The following is a 23,870-nucleotide window of genomic DNA, read 5'->3' as shown; positions in this document are numbered from 1 at the left end:
TCAGGCATCCTTGGCTGGGGGATGATCGATGGCGTGCTGCAGTGCCGCCTCGAGGCGCTCGATCACGTCATCGGCGCGGATCAGTGACATGGCATCCGGATGGCGGACACGCTGCCCCCAGGGGATCTCCTCGGGGTCCTTGTGCAGGTAGCGGCGTACCGCCTCAGGATAGCGATTGACCACGAAGTCACGCCAGCGGTAGGGCGCGGCACGGTCGGGGTTAGTGGTGGCATAGAGCCCCACGGTGGGCGTATTCAGGGCGTTGGCCATATGCACGGGGCCCGAGTCCGGCGCGATCACCGCCTGGGCCGCATCGATCAGCGCCAGCAGCGCCTTGAGCGAGGTGCCACCGATGGCGTCGATCACCGCTTCGGGCGGACACAGGGCCTGGATGCGCTCGCCCATCTCCCGCTCCTGGGTGCTGCCCCCCCCGGTCAACACCGTGCACAGGCCATGCTGCTCCCAGGCGTGCTGGGCCACGGCGGCGTAGCCCTCGGCAGACCAGTTGCGGAAGTTGCGCAAGCGCGGATTGGCACAGGGGCTCATCAGCAGATAACTCGCTCCCCCGGTGAGGGCACTCGCCTCCTCTCGGGCGGCGGAAGGGATCGCCAGGCGCCACGCCAGGTTCAGGTCCTCGACCCCCATCAGGCGGGCGAAGTCCAGGAAGGACTCCAGCACATGGGCGCGCGGGCGTGGAGAGATCTGGCGATGGGTGAACCAGTGCTGGGCATCCTTGGCGCGCGCCCTGTCGTAGCCCACCAGTACGTCGGCCTTGAGCCCCAGGGAGAGCACACTGGCGCGCAGCGCCTGCTGCATGTGCAGCAGCACATCGAAGCGGGTATCGGCCAACTCGCGCCACAGGGCGCGCAAGCCGGCAAGGCCACTGGCCTTGTCGTAGACCACGAACTCGACCCCGGAGAGGCCCGCCAGTAGACTGTGCTCGGCCTTGCCGACGATCCAGGTGATGCGTGCCTCGGGCCACTGGCGCTGCAGGGCGCGAATCGTCGGCACCAGGTTACAGACATCGCCCAGGGCGGAGAGTCGCAGCACGCCGATGTGGCGCGGTTGGGCGGGCAGAGGATGCTTCATGCGCTTGGCAACATTGAGAGCGGGAAAGTCCCATATTCTATATGATGCGGACAGTTTATGTGACGCAGGCAAGGCGCCACAAATCGGCCCGTCAACCTTCGACCCCGGCTGGTGGCAAGCGCAGGGAAGGATCACCGGCCAGGCCCCGGGACGCGGCGCCAGCCTGTTCCTGAATGCCGGTAACGGCGAGGAGTGGGTACTGCGCCCCTACCGCCGAGGAGGCCTGATGGCGCGACTCAGCGAAGCCCGCTATCTGTGGACCGGCCTGGAGCGCACCCGCGCCTTCCGCGAGCTGCGCCTGACCGTAGACCTGCATGCCCGCGGCCTGCCGGTGCCCCGCCCGGTGGCCGCCGATGTCAGCCATCATGGCCTGACCTACTCAGCCGCCCTGATCACCGTGCGCATTCCCGGTGCCCGCGCACTGGCCAGCCTGCTGGAGAACGGCGAAGCCGATGACGACCTGCTGCAACGCGTCGGTGCCACCATCCGCCGCTTCCACGACGTCGGCCTCGACCATGTCGACCTCAACGCCCGCAACCTGCTGGTGGATGAAGGAGGCAAGGTGTGGCTGATCGACCTCGACCGCTGCCGGCTGCGCCCTGATGGCGCCTGGAAAGAACGCAACCTCGAGCGACTCGAGCGCTCACTGGTAAAGTTTGGGGCTCCTGACGCCATGACAGCGATTCGAAAGGGCTACGCGCTCGGCTAAGCGTTTGTTCACACCAAGAATCGGAAAATCATAAGTTCAGGGTATCTACCCGTCTGAAACCTGAGGTTATCGTGAAAAAAATTTTGATCGTCGCCACCAGCCGCCTGATCAAGCTGACGGCCAACATTACCAAGGTACTCAGTTATCCCTACCACTGGAGCCTCCCCGACAAGCGCTTCACACTACCGGAGTGCGCCGCTCCGTTGCTGGAAAACAGCAAGCCGAGCCGCATACCACGTATTATCTGGCAAACCAACTTCACCAACCGAGTCACACTACCGGTGTACCTGAACTACCTGTTCAACCGGATTATGGCGCCGCGCTTCGAATACCGCTTCATGATCACCGAGGCTCGGCGGGAGTTCATCGCCGAGCACTACCCTGATGTCCTTCCACACTATGATCGGCTGCAGATTGGTGCCGCCCAGGCTGACCTGTGGCGCCTGCTGGTGCTGCACAAGTTTGGAGGCGTCTATCTGGACATCGACGCCCACCAGATCTGGCCGCTCTCTCGGGTGATTGGCAACAAAAGCGAGGAGCTCTACGTGACCACCCGCCGCGGAGAGCTCAGCAATTACTTCATCGCAAGCGTACCTGGCAACCCAAAGCTCAAGATGCTAATCGACCAGATAGTAAAAAATATCGAGGAGGCCTCACTAAACAACGTCTTCCACATCACTGGTCCCGGTGTCTTCAACGAAATTTTAGAAGTCGACAAGATACCTACAGTGTCCTACCGCCATGCAGTCAACCAAGGCAGTTTCACTAACCAGTACTTCCAGTACATCGACAAGGTCGAAGGAAAGTGGAACCTACAGCAACGCACCACCTCGGTGGTCAGGCCACTGGAAAAAGATGTCCAATCAAACACCAAGCGCTCGCTGTAGCCGCGTGCAATCGCCAACTCTCACACCAGATAGTCAGCAAGAACTACCATCTCCTGATCAGCTGAAAACAAAGACCGACACTTTACCACATTACCTCCGGGCAGCGCCTCACGTCGTTGCCAAACCTTCTCGATAGCATCCACTAGAGCCTCTATATTACGATCAGGCACCATATGAAAGTCCAATCCCAGTGCTTTCAATTCCGGAAATACAGTATTGTCATAACTAAAGCCGTGCATTCCCGTCGCCAGCCCTTCGACGAAAGCGTTACCAAAGCCTTCACCATAGCTGGGGTAAAGAATCCCGTGGAAGTCACTGAAGTACTGGTAAGGGTGTACCACATGCCCTGCAATTGTAATCACTGAAGACAGAAAGAGGTTTTCAATTCGTGCTTCCAGTTCGGCTCTATCAGGCCCACTGCCATACAGTGTTAATGTTGCTGGTACACCACGGGCGTTCAGCTGTGCAATCACCTCCAAAGCATCGCGCTGCCCCTTGCCTGGCACCAGCCTACCCACATGCACTAGACGCAACACATCATCATCCCAGCTCAGCGGTTTGGCATGCGGCAAACAAGTCAGTTTATCACCCAAACCCACATAGTTAACGAAAACCTTGGCGCGCCCCACGGGAAACAGTGCTTCAACATTACGCTTGAGATGTTCGCTTATACACCAGTGTGCCGTGACTCGTGACCAGATGAGGCGATGCACAATATCCTTTTTGGATGAGCTCTTAGTGGTGCCATGTCGCACAATGAAGCGCTCCACTGGAGGAGATAAACTGAAATGGATCGAGCGAATCTCCGAGGAACCCAGGAAGATAACATTGCGAATCTCTTCGCGATGCCATAAGCGCCGAAGTTGACGAATTGCTTGAAAACTAAAGTTTCCGCGAAAGGAAATACTAACGCTGGGAACTTCATTATCTTTAGCAAAACTCTCAAGCCAAGTACCACGCCGAACTATCAGAAGGCATTCGCCGAGATATTGGTTAATCTTTTCGGCCATAAAGGCGGCATCGTGTTCCATGCCACCCCCACTTGGCGAGAAACAGAGGACCGCCGTTTTACCGATCTTTGATCTACCAATCATAGATTGTTCCGCACATCAGTTGTAGAGCCAGCAAGAGAACAAAAAGTTTGAGAGTTCATCAAAGCGCTCAAACTCCCCCACAGCACGGCCATCAGAAAGGCAAACATCATCACTCCGCTGTTGTGCTCAAGAAATGTCTGAGAAAGCCCAAAATCAATATAAGCCACGCATAGCAGTGTCCCAGCAGCAGCCAGTGAGCGCTGGTTCAAATCCGACACCCGCAACTGAGCCACAAAGAGACGAAGCGGCACCAGATAGAGCGCCAGTAGAACAGCCAAACCTATCACTCCTCGCTTGGCGAATGCGTCAAGAAACTCATTGTGAGCATGACCATAGCGGGCCGCGTCAACGTGTATGGCACCTCCATAGGCTAACTCCTTCATAGCTGTATGATACCCCTGCTCCCCCCAGCCCAGCAGTGGTCGCTCGGCGATAAGCTGCGTTGCTCCTTGCCACATCTCGAAACGAAGCCCCACTGAGGTAACCAAGTTCTCACCTGAAAAATAGAGGGCGATATCACTAAAGGCCTCCAAAACTCGCGCTAGCACACCAGTCTGGGGAATCATGATCACCATTAAGCATACCATCGCCACCAATATCTGCAGCCCCACTCGCCAATTCCTCGGTATTTGCCGGCCATAAGCACGGTACAAAACCAATAGCATGAAGGGCACTCCAACCCAGCCACCTCGACTTCCGGAAAAAATAGAGCCCGACACACCGAGTACCGAGCCCAAAATCAGCAACCCCAACCACACGAGGCGATGGCGCTGGAGTATAGCCCAGCCAAGTCCCGCCAAGCACATCAATCCTAGCAACATACTGATGTTACCGAACTGAATAGTATGAGTATGACCTGTTGCCCGAGAGATACCTTCAACTAGCTTCTGCCAACCAGCCCAGCTACCAGCACCTATCGCCCCTATTGAAACTCCCGCCCATAACCAAGCTAGACGAGGAGGATAGGAAATCACCACCATCAGTGCCAGCACTGCAAAAGCAAAACGTATGGGCTTATCAATATCTCGCAAACCACTGCCAAGGCCAAAAGCCCAAATAACGCCCACTAACGCATACGCAAGCATCACGCACATCACTGCTAGATCTGCACCATGCAAAGCAACCTTTCTGCGGAGCATAACCAAACCGGGCACAGCCATAACCAGCATCAACGCGCCCAGCGAATATCCGCTGGGCGCCACCAGAGATAGAGCACCCAACAGGAATACAGCTAAACTCGTATACAGAGACAAGGCCTCACTCCATTCTCTTACTGGATTCATCAGCCCATCCCTCTTTTAATATCCAGTTGCTACTCTACCAGCATTATCGCCAAGCATCGCAGTGCATCTTTTTATTTTACCCATCATTCTGGTCCCTACACCTAATTTGCATTTACATCACTCATCCAACATAAGTCCACCTCGAAAGCCATCTCTCGACTGCATGACTAAGCTAAATATTCTTCGACCAAATTGGTCACATGGCTTGGTAGGGTAAAGTCCTTCAATACTTTCTCGCGTGCAGCCCCTCCCAGTCGCGATCGGAGCGTGGTATCCGCGGCCAGCTCGGCCATCATCTCCGCCCAGCACTGAGTATCATCGGGTGCGACCAACCGGCCGGTCGAGCCACCAAGTAGCTCGGGGATTGCTCCGCTGTTGCTGCCCACGACTGCCTTGCCGGCGGCCATGGCCTCGATCACGGTAAGCCCGAAGGCTTCGTTCCGCGAGGGCACACAGACGATATCCAGCGCCTCAAACAGCCTCGGGAGGTCGCATCGAAAGCCAGCGAAGGTGATACGCGGTTCGAGACCCAGCGCGACCACGCGCTGGCGAAGCTCGGCCACGTACTCTTCATTGCTGCCCTCCGCGGCCATCACGCCGCCAATCAGCACTCCGTGCCAAGCGATACCGGGGTGCGTCTCGCTCAGCCGAGCCAAAGCCTCGAGCCAGACGCACTGTCCCTTGCCCGGTGTCAGCCGGCCAGGCAGGCCGATAGCCACAGCGCCATCGGACACGCCCAGCTCCCGGCGCAGCGCAAGACGCGCCTCGTCATCGAGACGGGGCGCATAGGGGGCCGGATCGATGCCCAGGTAGAGCCGCCGGATCCGCTCGGGAGGCAGGGGGAAGGCCGCCAGGTTGCGCCTGCGGGTCGCCTCGCTGATGGAAAGCAGCCGGGTAACCTTGCCGTAGGCCCAGCGGTGGTAGAGGTCCTTCTTGGGACGGGTGACTCCCATATGATCGGTGAAGAAGAGTCGCAGCGAGGGGCGCAGCGTCACCAGCAACGCGCCAAGGCGCAGGTCGCTGGACTTGTGGCAGTGGATCACGCCGATATCGTGCTTACTCAAGTAGCGCAGCAGGCTCGGCACGGCCAACAATGCACGCCCTCGGGAGGGCACCAGCAGCGGCTCGACGCCGGCCTCGCGGAAGCTCGCGGCAACCCGGGAGCCGGCCAGGGCCAGGCCATGGGCCTGCCACCCCTGGCGGGCCAGCTCGGGTATAATCCGTGACGGATACATTTCCAGTCCGCCCCAGCCGCTGGAGAGGCAGACGTGTAGAACCTTGTGCGACACGATCACTCCTTCCGGTATTGGGGCTCGGGAGCCCGCATGACTGCTACTTCCACCGCCCGGGGCGCCGCGCCGCGCCTGCTGGTGGTTCGCAATGACAAGCTCGGCGACTTCATGCTCGCCTGGCCGGCCCTGGCCCGTCTCAAGGCGGCAAGCCCCGCCCCCCATGTGAGCGTGCTGGTGCCGGCCTATACGTCGCCCATGGCGCGCCTCTGCCCCTGGATCGACGAGGTGCTGATCGACCCGGGCGATGGCGCCTCCCGCGTCGAGCAGCGCCGGCTGCTGGTTGAGGTGAAGGCAGCACGCTTCGACGCCCTGCTCACCCTCTTCTCCACGCCGCGCATCGGCTGGCTGGGCTGGCGCGCGGGCATCCCGCTGCGCCTGGCGCCCGCCACCAAGTGGGCGCAGCTATTCTACAACCGAAGGGTGGTGCAGCGCAGGTCGCGCTCGGAAAAGCCGGAGTACCGCTACAACGTCGAGCTCGCCGAGGCGCTGCTGGGCGAGTTCGACCTTGCCCCAGCCGCCGCCCCCGAGCCGCCCTGGTGGCCCCTCCCGGAAGGCGAGCGCCGGGCCCAGCGTCGGCGCATCGCCGAGGAGCTGGCCCTCGACCCGGCGCGGCCCTGGGGGTTCCTGCACGGAGGCAGCGGCGGCTCGGCGGTCAACCTCTCCCCCGCGCAGTACGTGCGGCTGGTGCAGGAGGTGGATACCGGCCTGCCGATGGAGAAACGTGCCCAGTGGGTGCTGACCGCCGGTCCCGGAGAGGAGCCCACCGCCGAGGCGATCCTGGCACCGCTGCGCAAGGCCGGCCTCGAGGCACATCGCCTGCCGCCGCGGGCCGGCCTGGATGACTTCGCCCAGACGCTGGCGGCGGCAGACCTCTTCATCGCTGGCTCCACTGGCCCGCTCCACATCGCCGGCTGCCTGGATATCGCCACCGCCGGGTTCTATCCCTCGCGACGCTCTGCCACCCCGCTGCGCTGGCAGACCTGCAACCGGGCAGCTCACCGCCTCGCTTTCTGCCCGCCCGCGGATGCCGGCGAGCAGGACATGGCAAGCATCGATATCACTGCCGCTGCGGAGGCAATCAGCGGCCTGCTGCGCCATCTTCCGGTGGAGGGGCGGTCCGGGTCCTGACCCAGAGATCGGCATACTTGGCGAAGGTGGAGTGGGCCGAAAGCAGTGCCAGCAGCAGTCCCTGGCGGCCATCGAGAAACCCCGCCTTGAGCAGGTACATGCGCAGGAAGCAACCGATACCGTGCCCGATGCCGGCGGCGAGGTTGCCGCGCTTCCCTCGCGCGGCCCGCTGCTCGGCCCAGGCCTGGGCATAGTGGGCCGACTTCTCGAGGTAGTGGCGCAGGTCGCGGTAAGTGTAGTGCAGCAGATCCCCCTGCAAGGGGCGCACAGGCAGCGCCTGGGGATTCTCGAGTTTCTCGTGCACCAGGGCGTCATTGTAGCCCGCACGCCCGCGGGGATAGAGCCGGGCGACACGATCCGGATACCAGCCGGAATGCCGGATGTAGGCGCCAAAGCACCAGGATAGGCGCGACACGGTGTAGATCGCCGGCATGCCCTCGCCGACCGCCGCCTGTACGCTGGCCCTCAGCGCCGGGCTGACGCGTTCGTCGGCATCTATCATCAGAATCCAGTCGCTCACCACCAGCGTCTGGGCTCGCTGGCGCTGCATACCGAAACCCTGCCAATCATCCTCTACCACTACGTGATCGGTAAACTCCCGCGCAATAGCGCAAGTAGCGTCATCACTGCCAGCATCTACCACCACGATCTCGTCGACCCAGCCCAGGGTCTCCAGGCAAGCACGCAGATGCTCTGCTTCGTTCTTGACGATCAACACGGCAGCGATGGACATCGACACTCCTTCCAGCATGGGAATGAAAAAAACCAGTGTAAGCGCTGGCCCCAGTCGTCACCATAAACGTGAATCGTGACGCTGCGAGGTAGGACCAAGAGTTGGTAAGCTGACAGGATAACCAAAAGCCGAAACCGCCATGAACCAGTCCACCCCCTTTTCTTAGGTTCATCGCATTTTGCCGGGAAACGCGGCACGGATCTTCAGGAAGAAGTACGCCGTGTCGCGGTACCCGTAGGCCATCCGCTTGATGACCTTGATTCGGTTGTTCATACCTTCCAGCACGCTGGTGTTTAGCCGGTGGCGAGCACTGGATACGATGCCATCCAAGTAGGGCTCCAGCTTCTTGGTGAAGCGCACCAAGGCGTCGATACCGCTGCTCAACGCCATACCGGCCCACTCTTGCCAACCGCTGCGTGCCGTCGCCTCGTCCTCGGCAAACCACAGTGTCTTGAGCTGGTCTTTGAGCAGATACACCTTGGTCAGTGAGGCATTGGCGGCCAGCAGTTCCTCCAGCTTCACCGCTTGCTCAGGCTTGAGGTTGTCTTGATTGCGCAGCAGCAGCCAGCGGCTGCCCTTGATCACCTTGCGGGCCGCCTTGTCGTCGCGCAGCTGATTGGCCTGATCGACGCGCACCCGGTCCATCACTTCACGCCCGTACTTGGCCACGACATGGAAGCGGTCGTAGACCACCTCGGCGTTAGGGCACTGGTCCTTCACTTCGAGATCGAAAGACGCGTTCATGTCCATGGCGACGGCCTCGATCTGCTGTCGCGCATCACCCAACCATTCGAAGAACGGGCGGATCGCCTCCCGGGAGCGACCTTCGCCGATCCACACCACCTGCTGGGTGTCGGCACACGCAATCACCGTGGCGTAGCGGTGCCCCTTGTGGAGGGCGAACTCGTCCATCATCAGGCGACGCAGCCGCGTCGGGTCCGGCGCCGGCAGGTCACGCTGTAGGCGCTGCTTATCGATGGCCTTGACGGTATGCCAGTGCAGGCCGACCAAGTCGGCGACATGCCGGATCGGCAGCAACTCGACCAGACGCTCCACCCACTGGCGCAGCGTGGTGGTCACCGGTGAACGACCCGGCAACCAGTCAATGCGCTCGCGTGTCGGGCCGCAGACGGGGCAGCGCAGGCGACGTACCGGCACCTCCAGCTCCACCCGGTAGATCAGCAACGGCGCCTCTCGGACGCGACGGTGATGCACGTCATGGACGAGAAAGCAGGCATGGTCACAGCCGCTGCAGACTGGCGGGATCAGGTCATCAGGCGCCAACTGGAGCCGTAGTGTTTGCTCATCCAGGAATTCGTGATGGGCGACGGTGAAACCTTTCCAGAACAGGCAGAGCGGGGTAGCATCCATGGCAACGGCGGTATCCGTAGGCTGGGGTTTGTGGTGAACATCAGTTTACTCGGATTTACCGCCGTTTCTCTATCCCGCCTCTGCCTAAGGTTGCTTCGCTTTCACGCCAGTCTGCGAAGAACCTTTTCTTACTTCCACCATCCCCGCTGGTGGGCCCTGCTCGTGATCGGGCTCTGCCTTGGCTACGCCATCGTCACCGTGGCGGTGCTGCCGGTATGGAGCCTGGTGCCTATCGCCGGCGCCTGGCTGGGTCTGGGCTGGCTGCTGCGTTGGGGCAAGCCGGCGAACCCCAGGCCGCCAGTTAGGGTCTGGCCCTGGTCGCTGGTGCCTCTCTGCCTGTGGGGCGTCTACGTCTATCTGGCCGAGAGCTTCGGCATCGTCGAGATCGGGGCGATCTTCTTCCACCTGCAGGCCGGGATCGCCGAGCACGGCGGTAGCGGCCGCCTTCTGGCGGCGGCGCTCTATACCCTGGCGATGCTGGCGCTGCTGGCCGCTTTCACCTGGCTGGCACGCCGCGACCACCGCTGGCGACTCGCCGACAGGTTGCTGGTGCTGGTGCTGATCGTCAGCAACCCGCTGTTCTACAGCATGGGGCAACGCAGTGCGGCCATCGTCACCGATGACGGGGCCTGGCTGGACCGCCGCTACGTGGCCCCCACGGTCGAACAGGCACCGAAAGACCCTCCCAACCTGCTGCTGCTCTACCTGGAGAGCATCGAGCGCACCTATGGCGATCGCACGCGCTTCGGTGATGCCTATGCCTTCCTCGACGCCCTGGGCCGCCGCGGCCACGTCTTCGAGGGGGTGCGCCAGCTGGAGAACACGGGCTGGACCATGGCCGGCATGATCGCCAGCCAGTGCGGCACCCCGCTGATGCCGGCGGGGCTGCTCCACGACAACCAGTTCGAACCGCTGGGGCGTGTGGTACCCGGCATTCGTTGCCTGGGCGATCTGCTGGATGAACAGGGCTACCGCCTCAGCTTCCTGGGCGGGGCCAGCACCGAGTTTGCCGGCAAGGGAATCTTCTACCGGGGCCACGCTTTCGATAGGGTCATGGGCCGCGCCGAACTCGAATCACGCCTCGAGGACAGCGACTACGTCAACGACTGGGGGCTCTTCGACGACAGCCTCTACGACTTCACCATCGAGGAGATCCGCCGCCTGGACGAGGAAGATGCGGGCCCCTGGGGCGTGATCAGCCTGAGCATCACCGGTCACGCGCCCAATGGCTATCCGGCCCAGGCCTGCCTGGAGCGCCAGGGCGAGTTCGACGGCGAGGATATTCTCTATTCGGTGGAGTGCTCGGCTTGGCTCGCCTTCGACCTGATCGACCGACTCGAAGGCGAGGGGCTGCTCGAGAATACGCTGGTGGTGATCGCCAGCGACCACCTGACGATGCGCGTGTCGGCCTGGGAGCAGCTGATCGCCAGTGAGCGCGACAACACCTTCATGCTGCTGGGTGAAGGCATCGAAGCGGGGCAGCGCACCCGGCGACAGGCGGCCACCATCGATCTCTTTCCCACCCTCCTGGAGGCGATGGGCTTCACCATCGACCGTCACCGCGCAGGGCTAGGCGTCTCCCTGTTCAGCGCAGAACCGACCCTGGTGGAACAGCATGGCCTGGCCGACCTGGCGGCACGCATGCACGAGGAGACGGCCCTGCAGCAACGCCTGTGGGAAGGCCTGATACCCGACAGCAGACAGCAGGAAAGCGGTCAGGCCGCCCCCCGCTAGATCCTGGATGCCCTCGATGATGGGGCCTGCGAGGCGACCCCGGTCATGCCGTCGTCGGCATCAGACCTTGGCGATGGTCGCTCGCCCAGAGTGAATGGCCCGGAGCAGGCGTTCGGGAGTCATTTCCGTCAGGCAGCGAGTATGTCCGAGTGGGCAGACGCGTTCGAAGCAGGGCGAGCACTCCACGGCCAGGTAGTGGATCTCGGCGTTGCCGGTCAGCGGCGGCGTGTAGGCCGGCGAGGAGGAGCCGTAGAGCGCCTGCACCCGGGTCCCCACCGCCGCCGCCACGTGCATCAGGCCCGAATCGTTGGTGACCACCTGCTCGCAGTCGGCCAGCAGGTCCACCGCGTCGGCCAGACGCGTCCTGCCGCACAGGTTATGGGCACCCGCCAGGCCCCCGGCGATGGCATCTCCCGCCTCGACATCCTTGGGCCCACCCAGCACGCGCACCTCGAAGCCATCGGCCACCAAGTGCTCGGCAAGGGTGCGGAAGTGCTCCAGCGGCCACTGCTTGGCGGGACCGTACTCGGCTCCGGGCATCATGCCGATGGCCGGGGCCGAGGAGAGGCCCAGTCGCTCGCGCAGCTCGGCCTGGTTGCCGGCATCCACCTCCAGTCGGGGCTGGGGTATCGTGAAGCTGCCCGTGGCCGCTTCATCGGCAGGCAGTCCCAGCGAGACGAACCGTTTCACCGTCTGGTCGAGCGCGTGCTTGTCGAGGCGACGACGCTGGTTGAGCAGCCCAAAACGCTGCTCACCGTGAAAGCCGACCCGGTGAGGAATTCCCGCCAGGAAGGGCACCAGCGCTGACTTCCAGGAGCGCGGCAGCACGATGGCACGATCGAAGCGGCCGCGCAGGGAGCGGGCCACGGCGCGCCGCGTCGCCCAGCCGAACTGGCCGTGTGCCACGTCCAGAGCGATCGCCTCATCTACCTCGGGCATGCGCTCGAGGATCGGCAACGACCAGCCCGGCGCCATCACGGCCAGCGTTACCCCGGGATGGCGTGCGCGTAGCGTCATCAACAGGCTCTGGGCCATCACCATGTCGCCGACCCAGGAGGGGCCGACCACCAGGATGCGCTCGCCGCTCGCCACTTTGCCCAGCGTGGCCGACTCAACCATTCAGCCACTCCAGGTATTCGCGCACCCCTTCGGCCACGGTGCGGAATTCGCGGTCGTATCCGGCCTCGCGCAGCCGCGAGATATCGGCCCGGGTGTAGCTCTGGTAGCGCCCCTTCAGCTCCTCGGGAAAATCGATGTACTCGATGGCCCCGCGGCCGTAGTAGTCGATCACCGCTTCACCGATGGCCTTGAAGGGCTCGGCGCGCCCACTGCCCAGGTTGTAGATGCCGGACTCCTCGGGGTTGTCGAGGAACCAGAGATTCACGTCCACCACGTCGCCCACATAGACGAAGTCACGGCTCTGCATGCCCGCCTCATAACCGTCCCAGGCACCGAACAGCCTGACCTCCTGCCCGGCACTGATCTGGGTGTGGTGGTGATAGGCGACGCTGGCCATCTTGCCCTTGTGCTGCTCCCGGGGGCCATAGACATTGAAGTAACGGAAGCCGACTACCTGGCTGCGAAACGAATCGTGGTGGGCGCGTACATACTGGTCGAACAGCAGCTTGGAGTAGCCATAGACGTTGAGCGGTCTCTCGTGCTCCGGGGCCTCCACGAATACCTCGCTGCCACCATAGGTGGCCGCCGACGAGGCATAGATGAAGGGGATCCCACGCTGCTGGCAGAAGTGCAGCAACACCTTGGAGTACTCGAAATTGTTATCGAGCATGAAGTGGCCATCCCACTCGGTGGTATCCGAGCAGGCCCCCTCATGGAAGATCGCCTCGATCTTCGGCAACTGCGAGTGCTCACCGCGCAGCTCGGCCTCCACCCGGCGGCGGAAGTCGTCCTTGTCCAGATAGTCGCCGAGGGTGCAGTCGGCCAGGTTGACGAACTTGGTTCCGTCGCGCAGGTCGTCGACCACCATCACGTCCTGATGGCCGCGCTGATTGAGTGCCTTGACCAGATTCGAGCCGATGAAGCCGGCCCCGCCTGTCACTACGATCATGGATGAGAATCCTCTGTCTCGGGGCGTGCGCCTATAACCGATCTTCCGGTGATTGTATACTTGACGCCCTGTGAATTCATGGCCAACGGTGCTTTTCCCAATGATACTCTCGACACCTACGTCGACCTCGGCCCCCGGGTCGGCGGCAGACGTCTCGACCTTTCAGGGGTTGATCCTGGCCCTCCAGCAGTACTGGGCCGAACAGGGCTGCGTGGTGATGCAGCCGCTGGACATGGAGGTAGGTGCCGGCACCTTCCATCCGTCGACCTTCCTGCGCTCCATCGGCCCCGAGACCTGGAACGCCGCCTACGTGCAGCCCTCGCGCCGCCCTACTGACGGCCGCTATGGAGAGAACCCCAACCGCCTGCAGCACTACTACCAGTTCCAGGTGGTGATGAAACCCTCCCCCGCCGAGTTCCAGGAGCTCTACCTCGGCTCCCTCGAGCGCCTGGGGCTCGACCCGCTGGTCCATGACATCCGCTTCGTCGAGGACAACTGGGAATCCCCTACCCTGGGTGCCTGGGGGCTCGGCTGGGAGATCTGGCTCAACGGCATGGAGGTGACGCAGTTCACCTACTTCCAGCAGGCCGGCGGCATCGAGTGCTTCCCCGTGACCGGCGAGCTGACCTACGGCCTCGAGCGGATCGCCATGTACCTGCAGGATGTGGACAGCGTCTACGACCTGGTATGGACCATCGCCCCGGATGGCTCGCGGGTCACCTACGGCGACGTCTACCTGCAGAACGAGCGCGAGCAGTCTGCCTACAACTTCGAGCACGCCGACGTCGACTTCCTGTTCGGCGCCTTCGATCAGCAGGAGCGTGACTGTGCCCGGCTGCTCGCGGCCAACCTGCCGCTGCCGGCCTACGAACAGGTGCTCAAGGCCTCCCACACCTTCAACCTGCTCGACGCCCGCCACGCCATCTCGGTGACCGAACGCCAGCGCTACATCCTGCGCGTACGCACCATGGCGCGTGACGTGGCCCACGCCTATTTCGAGTCGCGCAAGGCCGCCGGCTTCCCGCTGGCCCCCGAGGCGCTGCGCCGCGAACTGCTTGAACAGGGAGATACTTGAGCATGGCTGCCAACACCCTACTGGTTGAACTGGGCGTCGAGGAGCTTCCCCCGAATGCCATCGACACCCTCTCCGATGCTCTGGCCGATGGCCTGCATCGCGGCCTGCGCGAGGCCGATGTCGCCCATGGCGAGGTTCGCGCCTATGCCACGCCGCGCCGTCTGGCGGTGCGCATCGAGGCGCTGGCCGACAGGCAACCCGATCGCGAGGTGGAGAAGCGCGGTCCGGCACTGGCGGCCGCCTTCAAGGATGGCCAGCCCACCAAGGCCGCCGAGGGCTTCGCCCGCTCCTGTGGTGTCGACGTGGATCAGCTGATCCACCTGGAGACCGACAAGGGCACCTGGCTTGGCTACCGCGAACAGCAGCAGGGCGAGACCATCGCCGCCCTGCTGCCGGATATCCTGCAGAAGGCCGTGGCCTCCCTGCCGGTACCCAAGAACATGCGCTGGGGCGCCTCGCGGGTGGAATTTTCCCGCCCGGTGCACTGGCTGGTTGTGCTCTACGGCAGCGAGACCATCGCGGCTCAGGCACTAGGCCTCGAGGCCGGCCGCACCACCTACGGCCATCGTTTCCATGCTCCCGAGGCCATCGAACTGGCGCATGCCGACGACTACCTCGCCAGCCTGGAGCAGGCCTGGGTGCTGGCCGACCGTGACATACGCCGCGAGCGCATCCGCGAACAGGTGCTCTCCGAGGCCGAGGTCCAGGAAGCCAGCGCGGTGATCGACGAGACTCTGCTGGTCGAGGTCAGCGGTCTGGTCGAGTGGCCCGTGGCACTCACTGGCAGCTTCGATGAACGCTTCCTCGAGGTGCCCGCCGAGTGCCTGATCTCCTCGATGAAGGCGAACCAGAAGTACTTCCACCTGCTCGATGACCAGGGCCGCCTCAAGCCGCTGTTCATCACCATCTCCAACATCGACAGCAGCGACCCTTCGCGGGTCATCGAAGGCAACGAGAAGGTGATCCGTCCGCGCCTGGCCGATGCCGTCTTCTTCTACGACACCGACCGCAAGCGCAGCCTGGCCTCGCGCACCGATGAGCTCGCCGGTGTGGTCTTCCAGAAACAGCTCGGCACCCTTGCCGACAAGGCACACCGCAGCGCCGCGGTGGCTGCCTTCATTGCCGGCCAGATCGATGGCGAGGCCAGCCATGCACGCCGCGCCGCCGAACTGGCGAAGTGCGACCTGGTCACCGAGATGGTGCTCGAGTTTCCCGAGCTGCAAGGCACCATGGGGCGCTACTATGCCACCCAGGATGGCGAGCCCGCCGAGGTCGCCCAGGCCATGGAGGAGCAGTACCTGCCGCGCTTCGCCAGCGATGCCATTCCGCAGAGCCGTACCGGCCAGGCGCTGGCCCTGGCCGACCGTCTCGACACCCTGACCGGGATCTTCGGCATCGGCGCCCGCCCCACCGGCACCAAGGATCCCTTCGCGCTGCGGCGTGCCGCCATCGGTGTCCTCAACATCCTGATCAAGGGTGAGCTCGACCTCGACCTGCGCGAACTGCTCGACCTGGCCGCGGCCCAGCATCAGGAGCTTCCCTACGCCGAGAAGCTGGTGGATGAAGTGCTGGACTACATGCTCGACCGCTTCCGCGCCTGGGGACATGACGAGGGTATCTCTACCGAGGCCTATCTGGCGGTGCGCGCTCGCCCGGTCACGCGCCCGCTGGATTTCGCCCGTCGCCTGCGCGCGGTACAGTCCTTCGCCGGCCGTGAGGAGGCCGCTGCCCTCGCCGCCGCCAACAAGCGTGTCTCCAACATCCTCGCCAAGCAGGCCGACGAGGTGGGTAGTGCCGTCGACACCACCCGGCTGCTGGAGGCTGCCGAGAAGGCCCTGCACGAGGCGGTCAACGCCCACCGTGACATCGTCACACCGTTGTTTGCCGAGGCCCGCTACCAGGAGGCCCTGGACGCTCTGGCTGGCCTTCGCGAGCCGGTGGATGCCTTCTTCGACCAGGTGATGGTCATGGCCGATGACGAAGGCGTGCGCAGCAACCGCCTCGCCCTGCTGGCCGACCTGCGTGCACTGTTCCTCGAGGTTGCCGATATCGCGCAACTCCAGCAGTAACCGCACCCCCACAGCACCATCGAGGCCGGCAGCAACAGCTGCCGGCCTTTTTCATGGCTGGGGTGTTCCACATGAAACATGCCGTCCATCAAGGATGTACTGCTGTACCCAACGATGTTTCACGTGGAACATCACGCCCGAGGACAAGCACAACAGAGCCAGCGGCATATGTCACCATTCGCGGCGATGCCCTGCTCCCTGCTCCCTGCTCCCTGCTCCCTGCTCCCTGCTCCCTGCTCCCTGCTCCCTGCTCCCTGCTCCCTGCTCCTTGCTCCTTGCTCCTTGCTCCTTGCTCCTTGCTCCTTGCTCCTTGGCAGGTGATGTTCCACGTGAAACACTCCCCTATACACCAGACACAGGAGCCCTATCGGATGCTTTCCCCCCAACGCCTGGTGATCCTGGACCGCGACGGCGTCATCAATCACGACTCCGATGACTATGTGAAGTCACTGGCGGAGTGGATCCCCTACCCCGGCGCCATCGACGCCATCGCTCGGCTGAGCCGGGCCGGCTGGACGGTGGCAGTGGCGACCAACCAGTCGGGGATTGCCCGCGGGTACTATACCGAGGCCACCCTGTCCGAGATGCATGCCGAATTGCACCGCTTGGTTGCCGAAGCCGGTGGCCAGATCGCCCACATCGCCTGGTGCCCGCATGGCCCGGATGACGACTGCCTCTGCCGCAAGCCGCTTCCCGGGCTGCTGGAGCAGGTTCGCGATACCCTCGGGCTTGCCACCCTGTCCGGAAGCTGGATGGTGGGTGATAGCCTGCGTGACCTGCAGGCAGGCGACGCCATGGGTTGCCGGCCGGTATTGGTACGCAGCGGCAAGGGGGAAACGACACTCGCCAAACATCCGGAGCTGACGACAGCGGATAGCAAGGCACACGTCTTCAAAGATCTGGGCGAATTCGCCGACTGGCTACTGGCTCGAGAGGGATAACGAGGCACCAGGCCCAGCAAGATCGCCACTCAAGGCGGCCCTCGACGAAAAAGCCCGCCATCGAACCATCGATGGCGGGCTTTTCGCTTGGCGCTCAAGCGTGTTTCACGTGAAACATGGCATCATACGTCGAGATTGGCCACCAGGGCAAAGCGCTCGATAAAGTCACGCCGCGGCTCGACTTCGTCACCCATCAGGGTGTTGAACATCATGTCGGCACCAACGGCATCCTCGATGGAGACCCGCAGCATGCGCCGCGTCTCGGGATTCATGGTGGTCTCCCAGAGCTGGTCGGGATTCATCTCGCCCAGGCCCTTGTAGCGCTGGATCGAGAGGCCGCGCTGCGCCTCGTTCATCAGCCACTCGAGAGCGTCATAGAAGCTCGCCACGCTGCGCTGACGCTCGCCGCGAGCAACGTAGGCCCCCTCCTCCAGCAGCCCGTCCAGGGTCTCCCCCAGGCCGGTCATGGCCCGATAATCGGCACTGGTAAAGAAGTCGACGCCACACACGTAGTCGGTGGCCACGCCATGCGCGGCAAGGGTCACCGCCGGCAAGAAGAGACCTCGCTCACTATCGTCCTCGAGGCGGAAGGTATAGCGCGGACCGCCCTCATAGGCGAGCAACGCATCCATCTCCCTCTGCAGCCCCTCGATCCAGTTCTGCATGGTGACCCTGTCACGTAGGCTCGCCTCGCCGTCGAGCGGCGCCGCATGCACGATCTTGCGCAGCACCTCGTTGGGATAGACCCGCGACAGACGATCGATACGGCGCATGACATCTCGATACTGGTTGACCAGCGCTTCGAGCTGGGCACCACTAATCCCCGGGGCATCGGCGTTGACGTAGAGGCGCGCACCATCCAGGGCCGTGGTGGTGAGGTAGTCGGTCATCGCCTGCTCATCCTTGAGATAGAGCTCCTGCTTGCCGCGCTTCACCTTGTAGAGAGGAGGCTGAGCGATGAACACATGACCACGCTCGATCAGCTGGGACATCTGACGGAAGAAGAAGGTCAGCAGCAGGGTGCGGATATGCGAGCCATCCACATCGGCATCGGTCATGATGATGATCGAGTGGTAGCGCAGCTTGTCGGGATTGAACTCCTCGCGACCGATACCGCAACCCAAGGCGGTGATCAGGGTGCCAACTTCCGCAGAGGAGAGCATCTTGTCGAAGCGGGCCTTCTCGACGTTGAGGATCTTGCCCTTGAGGGGCAGGATCGCCTGGGTACGACGGTCACGGCCCTGCTTGGCGCTGCCACCTGCGGAGTCACCCTCCACCAGGAACAGCTCGGAGAGACTTGGGTCCTTCTCCTGGCAGTCGGCGAGCTTGCCCGGGAGTCCGGCGATATCCAGCGCCCCCTTGCGGCGCGTCATGTCACGCGCCTTGCGTGCCGCTTCACGGGCGCGGGCGGCATCGAGCATCTTGTTGACGATCGCCTTGGCCTCGTTGGGCCTCTCGATCAGGTACTCGCCGAACAGGCGCGCCATCTCCTGCTCGACCGCCGTCTTCACCTCGGAAGAGACCAGCTTGTCCTTGGTCTGGGAGGAGAACTTGGGGTCCGGCACCTTCACCGAGATGATCGCCGTCAACCCTTCCCTGGCGTCGTCGCCAGCGGTGCTGATCTTCGACTTCTTCAGCAGCCCCTCCGACTCGATGTAGCTATTGAGGGTACGGGTCAATGCGGCGCGGAAGCCCGCCAGGTGGGTACCCCCATCGCGCTGCGGAATGTTGTTGGTGTAGCAGAAGATATTCTCGTTGAAGGAGTCACTCCACTGCATCGCCACTTCCACCCCGACACCATCTTCGCGCTCGGCGTTGAAGTGGAAGACGGGGTTGAGCACCGTCTTGTTGGTGTTGAGGTGGTCGACGAAGGCCTTGAGGCCGCCCACATAGTGGAACAGCTCCTCCTTGCCGGAGCGCTCGTCGATCAGGCGAATCGCCACCCCGGAGTTGAGGAAGGAGAGCTCGCGAAGACGCTTGGCCAGGATATCGAAATGGAACTCGATATTGCCGAAGGTCTGTGGCGAGGGGCGGAAGTGCACCCGGGTACCAGACTTTTCGGTCTTGCCTACCACCGACAGCGGCGCCTGGGGCACCCCGTGACGATAGAGTTGCTCGTAGACGGCACCGGCACGCCACACCGTCAGGCGAAGCTCCTCGGAGAGTGCGTTGACCACCGAGACCCCGACGCCATGCAGGCCACCGGAGACCTTGTAGGAGTTGTCATCGAACTTGCCACCGGCATGGAGCACCGTCATGATCACTTCGGCGGCAGAAACCCCCTCCTCCTCATGGATATCCGTCGGGATCCCGCGGCCGTTGTCGCTCACCGTTATCGATTCGTCGGGATGAATGATAACGCGGATCTCGCTGCAGTATCCGGCCAACGCCTCATCGATGGAGTTATCCACCAGCTCGAACACCATATGATGGAGCCCGGTGCCGTCATCGGTATCCCCGATATACATGCCGGGACGCTTGCGTACGGCATCCAGCCCCTTGAGTACCTTGATGCTCGTTGAGTCGTAGGCCTGTTCGCTCATTGACACTGCTCCGTCATGAAATCTGTCGTTCCAGTGGCAGCAACTTGCCGCTTCCGGACGCCGAGCGTTTCACGTGAAACATCTCGACCGGGGTCTCGGCCTGCCACAGATCCGCCAGGGCATCGTGGTTGATGGTGGTGATGAACACCTGGCAGCGCATGTTTTCCAGCCAGCGGCAGAACAGTCGCCGATGCGAATCGTCCAGCTCCGCCGGAAGGTCGTCAATCAGGTAGACGCAGCGGCGTCCCGTACTGGCCTCCAGGAGCCGCCCCTGCGCCAGCTTCAGGGCACTGACCACCAACTTCTGCTGCCCACGGGAGAGCACCTCGATAGCGGGGCGCTTGCCGAGGCGAATGGCCAAGTCCGCCCGCTGCGGGCCCTGCTGGGTAAATCCCATCTGGCGATCGACGTCGCGCCCCTGCCGCAGCAGGTCGCCCAGCGATCTCCGTCGATCCCAGCCGCGGGAGTAGCGCAACTGAAGATCCTTCAGCGGCAACAGGCCATTGAGGGTCTCCTCGAAGACCGGCAGAAAGGCGGTGACCCAGGCGGCGCGCATGGCATCGATTCGCTCGCTCCAGTGCACCAGCTCTCGCTCCCAGGCCGCCATGGAATCAGCGTCCATTCTACCATGCCTCAGCAGAGCGTTCCGATGTTTCAGCGCACGGCGGGTCCGCTGCCAGGCCTCCAGGAAGTCGTGTTTCACGTGAAACACTCCCCAGTCCAGGAATTCGCGGCGCCCGGCCGGGGAACCTTCGAGGAGTCGGAAAGCATCGGGGTTGATCAGCTGTAGGGGTAGCGTCTCTACCAGGCGCGATAGACGGCCGACGCGCTCGCCGGAGAGGCGGATCTCCAGCTCGTCCTCGCTGCGCCTTCGACGGACGCCGAACGGTACCGGAGGCTCCCCGGCAAGCCGCCCATGAACCATCAGCTCATCGCCATCATGAGCGATGACATGGCGCATGTTGCGGGTGCGAAAGGAGCGCCCCATTCCCAGGATATGGATGCCTTCCAGCAGGCTGGTCTTGCCACTGCCATTCTCGCCAACGATCAGATTGACTTGAAAACCTGGTTTCAAATCAACAGGTTGCAGATTGCGAAGACCATGGAAGACGAGATGATCAAGAGGCATGGGGGGAGCGGTAGAACGCGGCGGCCCGCTCGGGCCGCCCTGGGTGGGTCACAACCGCATCGGCATGACGACGTAGAGGGCATCGCCGCCACCCGGCTCCTCCATCAGCGCACTGCTGTTGGAATCCGCCAGGGTCATCTGCACGCGATCTTCATCGATGGCATTGAGCACATCGACCAGGTAACCGACATTGAAGCCGATCTCCAGGGAGTCTCCGCTGTACTCGATGACGATGTTCTCCTCGGCCTCTTCCTGCTCGGGGTTGTTGGCCATCACCTTGAGGTTGCCCTCCTCGAGATGGAGACGCACCCCACGATACTTCTCGTTGGAGAGGATGGCGGTACGTGACAGCACCTGGCGCAGCACGGCACGGTCGGCGATGAAGACCTTGTTGCCACCGCGGGGCACCACGCGCTCGTAGTCGGGGAACTTGCCGTCGACCAGCTTGGAGGTGAAGGTGAAGTCACCGGTGTGGGCGCGGATGTGGCTGGCCCCCAGGGTCAGGCTGACCGGGTCCTCGCCGTCATCGAGGAGTCGCACCAACTCGAGGATGCCCTTGCGCGGAACGATCAGCTTCTGGGGCGCTGCCACGTGCAGCTCGGCCGGCCGCGAGCACACCGCCAGTCGGTGACCGTCGGTCGCCACCGCACGGATCAGGTTGTCACGCATCTCGAGGAGCATGCCGTTGAGGTAGTAGCGCACATCCTGCTGGGCCATGGCGAAGGAGGTGGCGTCGATCAGGTGCTTGAGCATGCCCCGCGGCAGGCTCAGCTCGGTGCTGCCCTGGCTGTCCTCGATGCTCGGGAACTCCGCGACCGGCAGGGTGGAAAGCGTGAAGCGCGAACGCCCGCTGCGCAGCACCGCCCGGCCCTCCTCCAGGGAGAGCTGGATCTCGGCCTGGTCGGGCAGCGACTTGCAAATATCCATCAGCTTGCGGGCCGGCACGGTGACGCCGCCTGGCTCATCCACCCGAGTGGCCACGGTGCGCCCGATCAGTTCCACTTCCAGGTCGGTACCGGTCAGCGCGACCTCCTCCTGCCCTACCTGAATCAGTACGTTGGAAAGGACCGGCAGGGTCTGGCGGCGCTCCACCACGCCGGCCACCAGCGTCAGCGGTCGCAGCAGCGCTTCGCGGGAGATGGAAAATTTCATGTCGGCTCCACGTCTTGTCCTGAAGGGTTGCAGCCGGCAGGGGTCCGGCCGAACGGCATAGCGACCATTAAACCACAAGCCGGCGGTGTCTCGGAGGGCAGAGCGATCAGCTGGTCAGCAGCCGCAGCAGGTTCTTGTAGTCCTCGCGGATATCGGAGCTCTCCTCCTGGAGCTGCTTCACCTTGCGGCAGGCGTGCAGCACCGTGGTGTGGTCGCGCCCCCCGAAGGCATCGCCAATCTCCGGCAGGCTGTGGTTGGTCAGCTCCTTGGCCAGGGCCATGGCGACCTGGCGAGGGCGCGCCACCGAACGCGAGCGGCGCTTGGAGAGCAGGTCGGCGAGCTTGATCTTGTAGTATTCGGCCACGGTGCGCTGGATATTGTCGACCCCGACCTGCTTGTCCTGCAGGGCCAGCAGGTCCTTGAGCGATTCGCGGATGAAGTCCTGGGTGATCGGCTTGCCCATGAAGTGAGAGTCGGCGATCACCTTCTTCAGCGCCCCTTCCAGCTCGCGCACATTGGAGCGGATCTTCTGGGCGATGAAGAAGGCGGCATCATGGGGCAGGTCGACCTTGGCCTGATCGGCCTTCTTCATCAGGATGGCGACTCGGGTCTCGAGCTCCGGGGGCTCGATGGCTACCGTCAGGCCCCAGCCGAAGCGGGACTTGAGGCGCTCTTCCACGCCGCTGATCTCCTTGGGATAGCGGTCGGAAGTCAGGATCATCTGCTGACCGCCCTCGAGCAGGGCATTGAAGGTGTGAAAGAACTCCTCCTGTGAGCGCTCCTTGCCGGCGAAGAATTGGATATCGTCGATCAGCAGGGCATCAACACTACGATAGAAACGCTTGAAGTCGTTGATCGCGTTGAGCTGCAGCGCCTTGACCATGTCGGCCACGAAGCGCTCGGAGTGCAGATAGACCACGCGCGCATTCTCGCGGCGTCCGGCCAGGGCGTTGCCCACGGCATGCATCAGGTGAGTCTTGCCCAGGCCCACCCCGCCATAGAGGAACAGCGGGTTATAGGCACCACCAGGGTTCTCCGACACCTGTCGGGAGGCGGCTCGGGCCAGCTGGTTCGACTTGCCCTCCACGAAGGTCTCGAAGGTGAAGTTGGGATTGAGGCCGCTGGTGTGCTTGAGGCTCCCCTCCACCTGGACCTGACGCTCGCCACCTGGCCGCCGGGCCGTCGGCTCCTCCCGACTGGCCTCGATCTCGGCCTCGTCGACCATTTCGCCACTCGACCGGGTATGCACGGCCGGGGCCGCCGGTCGACGCGGAGTTGCCGACACCGGCGTACCAAGCTCTCGTGGCTGGGGGCGCGGCGCGGCACGTCGGCTGCCGACACTCAGCACCACCTTGGGCGGCCGCGCCGGCGACAGCTCACGCAACAGTTCGCTGATCCGCTTGGCGAACTTGTCGCTCACCCAGTCACGCACGAAACGATTGGGTGCCAGCAGGCACAGCTCTCCCCCATCGCCTTCCTCCGCCTGGAGCGGGCGAATCCAGGTGTTGAACTGCTGTGAGCTCAACTCGTCCTGCAGGGTATCCAGACACTGTTGCCAGAGAGCCAGCGACAC

The 23,870-nt window shown here is 63.0% G+C and carries 19 protein-coding genes; 7 read left to right on the top strand and 12 right to left on the bottom strand.

Features of this window, described 5'->3' with window-relative positions; genetic code table 11:
• On the bottom strand, window positions 1–1,089 hold the full coding sequence (locus tag NFH66_RS00095) for a glycosyltransferase family 9 protein (protein WP_349607367.1): 1,089 nt from the start codon (window positions 1,087–1,089) through the stop codon (window positions 1–3).
• Between NFH66_RS00095 and NFH66_RS00090 the strand changes: the two genes are divergently transcribed.
• Window positions 1,088–1,798 (top strand): 3-deoxy-D-manno-octulosonic acid kinase, encoded by a 711-nt coding sequence (locus NFH66_RS00090; protein ID WP_349607365.1) that lies wholly within the window; start codon window positions 1,088–1,090, stop codon window positions 1,796–1,798. The two genes, NFH66_RS00095 and NFH66_RS00090, sit on opposite strands and share 2 nt — an antisense overlap.
• 71 nt (window positions 1,799–1,869) lie before the next feature.
• The gene (locus NFH66_RS00085) at window positions 1,870–2,685 is read left to right on the top strand and encodes a glycosyltransferase family 32 protein (protein ID WP_349607363.1); all 816 of its coding nucleotides are present in this window, start codon (window positions 1,870–1,872) and stop codon (window positions 2,683–2,685) included.
• Window positions 2,686–2,705: 20 nt separating this feature from the next.
• Here NFH66_RS00085 and NFH66_RS00080 read toward each other — a convergent pair whose 3' ends face one another.
• The 3 genes from NFH66_RS00080 to NFH66_RS00070 form a co-directional block, all read right to left on the bottom strand.
• Window positions 2,706–3,716: a glycosyltransferase gene (locus tag NFH66_RS00080; RefSeq protein WP_349607361.1), complete on the bottom strand. Its 1,011-nt coding sequence runs from the start codon at window positions 3,714–3,716 to the stop codon at window positions 2,706–2,708.
• 59 nt (window positions 3,717–3,775) lie between these two features.
• The gene (locus NFH66_RS00075) at window positions 3,776–5,062 is read right to left on the bottom strand and encodes an O-antigen ligase family protein (RefSeq protein WP_349607359.1); all 1,287 of its coding nucleotides are present in this window, start codon (window positions 5,060–5,062) and stop codon (window positions 3,776–3,778) included.
• Window positions 5,063–5,229: 167 nt separating this feature from the next.
• Window positions 5,230–6,351 (bottom strand): glycosyltransferase family 4 protein, encoded by a 1,122-nt coding sequence (locus NFH66_RS00070; RefSeq protein ID WP_349607357.1) that lies wholly within the window; start codon window positions 6,349–6,351, stop codon window positions 5,230–5,232.
• A gap of 36 nt (window positions 6,352–6,387) precedes the next feature.
• Between NFH66_RS00070 and NFH66_RS00065 the strand changes: the two genes are divergently transcribed.
• Complete coding sequence (locus NFH66_RS00065; RefSeq protein WP_349607356.1) at window positions 6,388–7,482, top strand: glycosyltransferase family 9 protein; 1,095 nt, start codon at window positions 6,388–6,390, stop codon at window positions 7,480–7,482.
• Here the strand turns inward: NFH66_RS00065 and NFH66_RS00060 are convergent.
• A complete protein-coding gene (locus NFH66_RS00060) occupies window positions 7,433–8,215 on the bottom strand; it encodes a glycosyltransferase family 2 protein (protein WP_349607355.1) in 783 nt (260 codons plus the stop codon). The genes NFH66_RS00065 and NFH66_RS00060 overlap by 50 nt on opposite strands.
• A 168-nt stretch (window positions 8,216–8,383) precedes the next feature.
• The gene (locus NFH66_RS00055) at window positions 8,384–9,586 is read right to left on the bottom strand and encodes an ISL3 family transposase (RefSeq protein WP_349607353.1); all 1,203 of its coding nucleotides are present in this window, start codon (window positions 9,584–9,586) and stop codon (window positions 8,384–8,386) included.
• Between the two features lie 156 nt (window positions 9,587–9,742).
• On the opposite strand from NFH66_RS00055, the gene NFH66_RS00050 reads away from it, so the two are divergent.
• Window positions 9,743–11,320, top strand: coding sequence for a sulfatase-like hydrolase/transferase (locus NFH66_RS00050; protein WP_349611613.1), 1,578 nt, complete (start codon window positions 9,743–9,745; stop codon window positions 11,318–11,320).
• A gap of 60 nt (window positions 11,321–11,380) precedes the next feature.
• On the opposite strand, the gene waaF is transcribed toward NFH66_RS00050, so the two are convergent.
• Window positions 11,381–12,439, bottom strand: coding sequence for a lipopolysaccharide heptosyltransferase II (waaF, locus tag NFH66_RS00045; protein ID WP_349607352.1), 1,059 nt, complete (start codon window positions 12,437–12,439; stop codon window positions 11,381–11,383).
• Complete coding sequence (gene rfaD / locus NFH66_RS00040; RefSeq protein ID WP_349607350.1) at window positions 12,432–13,388, bottom strand: ADP-glyceromanno-heptose 6-epimerase; 957 nt, start codon at window positions 13,386–13,388, stop codon at window positions 12,432–12,434. The genes waaF and rfaD overlap by 8 nt, the downstream gene beginning before the upstream one ends.
• A gap of 100 nt (window positions 13,389–13,488) precedes the next feature.
• Here rfaD and glyQ point away from each other — a divergent pair, with 100 nt between their 5' ends.
• The 3 genes from glyQ (at window position 13,489) to gmhB (ending at window position 17,473) form a co-directional block, all read left to right on the top strand.
• Window positions 13,489–14,463 carry a glycine--tRNA ligase subunit alpha gene (gene glyQ, locus NFH66_RS00035; RefSeq protein ID WP_349607348.1) on the top strand — a complete coding sequence of 325 codons (975 nt, stop codon included), beginning with the start codon at window positions 13,489–13,491 and terminating at the stop codon, window positions 14,461–14,463.
• A gap of 2 nt (window positions 14,464–14,465) precedes the next feature.
• Window positions 14,466–16,532, top strand: coding sequence for a glycine--tRNA ligase subunit beta (gene glyS, locus NFH66_RS00030; protein ID WP_349607346.1), 2,067 nt, complete (start codon window positions 14,466–14,468; stop codon window positions 16,530–16,532).
• Window positions 16,533–16,903: 371 nt separating this feature from the next.
• Entirely contained in the window at window positions 16,904–17,473 is a 570-nt protein-coding gene (gmhB, locus tag NFH66_RS00025; RefSeq protein WP_349607344.1) for a D-glycero-beta-D-manno-heptose 1,7-bisphosphate 7-phosphatase, read from the top strand.
• 122 nt (window positions 17,474–17,595) lie between these two features.
• Here the strand turns inward: gmhB and gyrB are convergent, their stop codons facing one another.
• The 4 genes from gyrB to dnaA form a co-directional block, all read right to left on the bottom strand.
• Window positions 17,596–20,016 carry a DNA topoisomerase (ATP-hydrolyzing) subunit B gene (gyrB, locus tag NFH66_RS00020; RefSeq protein WP_349607342.1) on the bottom strand — a complete coding sequence of 807 codons (2,421 nt, stop codon included), beginning with the start codon at window positions 20,014–20,016 and terminating at the stop codon, window positions 17,596–17,598.
• Window positions 20,017–20,029: 13 nt separating this feature from the next.
• Window positions 20,030–21,145, bottom strand: a complete 1,116-nt coding sequence (gene recF, locus NFH66_RS00015) for a DNA replication/repair protein RecF (RefSeq protein ID WP_349607341.1) — start codon at window positions 21,143–21,145, stop codon at window positions 20,030–20,032.
• Between the two features lie 48 nt (window positions 21,146–21,193).
• Window positions 21,194–22,297 (bottom strand): DNA polymerase III subunit beta, encoded by a 1,104-nt coding sequence (gene dnaN, locus NFH66_RS00010; RefSeq protein ID WP_349607340.1) that lies wholly within the window; start codon window positions 22,295–22,297, stop codon window positions 21,194–21,196.
• Between the two features lie 106 nt (window positions 22,298–22,403).
• A partial coding sequence (gene dnaA, locus NFH66_RS00005; RefSeq protein WP_349607338.1) for a chromosomal replication initiator protein DnaA occupies window positions 22,404–23,870 on the bottom strand: 1,467 nt, incomplete at its 5' end.

The organism is Halomonas sp. H10-9-1 (assembly GCF_040147005.1).
Taxonomy (GTDB): domain Bacteria; phylum Pseudomonadota; class Gammaproteobacteria; order Pseudomonadales; family Halomonadaceae; genus Halomonas.
This window is presented reverse-complemented; position numbering and strand designations above follow the sequence as displayed.

Excerpts from the sequence above, each read along its gene's own strand:
- NFH66_RS00090 (WP_349607365.1), top strand. The coding sequence starts at position 1,088 with ATGCGCTTGGCAACATTGAGAGCGGGAAAGTCCCATATTCTATATGAT.
- NFH66_RS00095 (WP_349607367.1), bottom strand. The coding sequence starts at position 1,089 with ATGAAGCATCCTCTGCCCGCCCAACCGCGCCACATCGGCGTGCTGCGA.
- NFH66_RS00080 (WP_349607361.1), bottom strand. The coding sequence starts at position 3,716 with ATGGAACACGATGCCGCCTTTATGGCCGAAAAGATTAACCAATATCTC.
- NFH66_RS00075 (WP_349607359.1), bottom strand. The coding sequence starts at position 5,062 with ATGAATCCAGTAAGAGAATGGAGTGAGGCCTTGTCTCTGTATACGAGT.
- NFH66_RS00065 (WP_349607356.1), top strand. The coding sequence starts at position 6,388 with ATGACTGCTACTTCCACCGCCCGGGGCGCCGCGCCGCGCCTGCTGGTG.
- NFH66_RS00060 (WP_349607355.1), bottom strand. The coding sequence starts at position 8,215 with ATGTCCATCGCTGCCGTGTTGATCGTCAAGAACGAAGCAGAGCATCTG.
- NFH66_RS00055 (WP_349607353.1), bottom strand. The coding sequence starts at position 9,586 with ATGGATGCTACCCCGCTCTGCCTGTTCTGGAAAGGTTTCACCGTCGCC.
- waaF (WP_349607352.1), bottom strand. The coding sequence starts at position 12,439 with ATGGTTGAGTCGGCCACGCTGGGCAAAGTGGCGAGCGGCGAGCGCATC.
- rfaD (WP_349607350.1), bottom strand. The coding sequence starts at position 13,388 with ATGATCGTAGTGACAGGCGGGGCCGGCTTCATCGGCTCGAATCTGGTC.
- glyQ (WP_349607348.1), top strand. The coding sequence starts at position 13,489 with ATGATACTCTCGACACCTACGTCGACCTCGGCCCCCGGGTCGGCGGCA.
- glyS (WP_349607346.1), top strand. The coding sequence starts at position 14,466 with ATGGCTGCCAACACCCTACTGGTTGAACTGGGCGTCGAGGAGCTTCCC.
- gmhB (WP_349607344.1), top strand. The coding sequence starts at position 16,904 with ATGCTTTCCCCCCAACGCCTGGTGATCCTGGACCGCGACGGCGTCATC.
- gyrB (WP_349607342.1), bottom strand. The coding sequence starts at position 20,016 with ATGAGCGAACAGGCCTACGACTCAACGAGCATCAAGGTACTCAAGGGG.
- recF (WP_349607341.1), bottom strand. The coding sequence starts at position 21,145 with ATGCCTCTTGATCATCTCGTCTTCCATGGTCTTCGCAATCTGCAACCT.
- dnaN (WP_349607340.1), bottom strand. The coding sequence starts at position 22,297 with ATGAAATTTTCCATCTCCCGCGAAGCGCTGCTGCGACCGCTGACGCTG.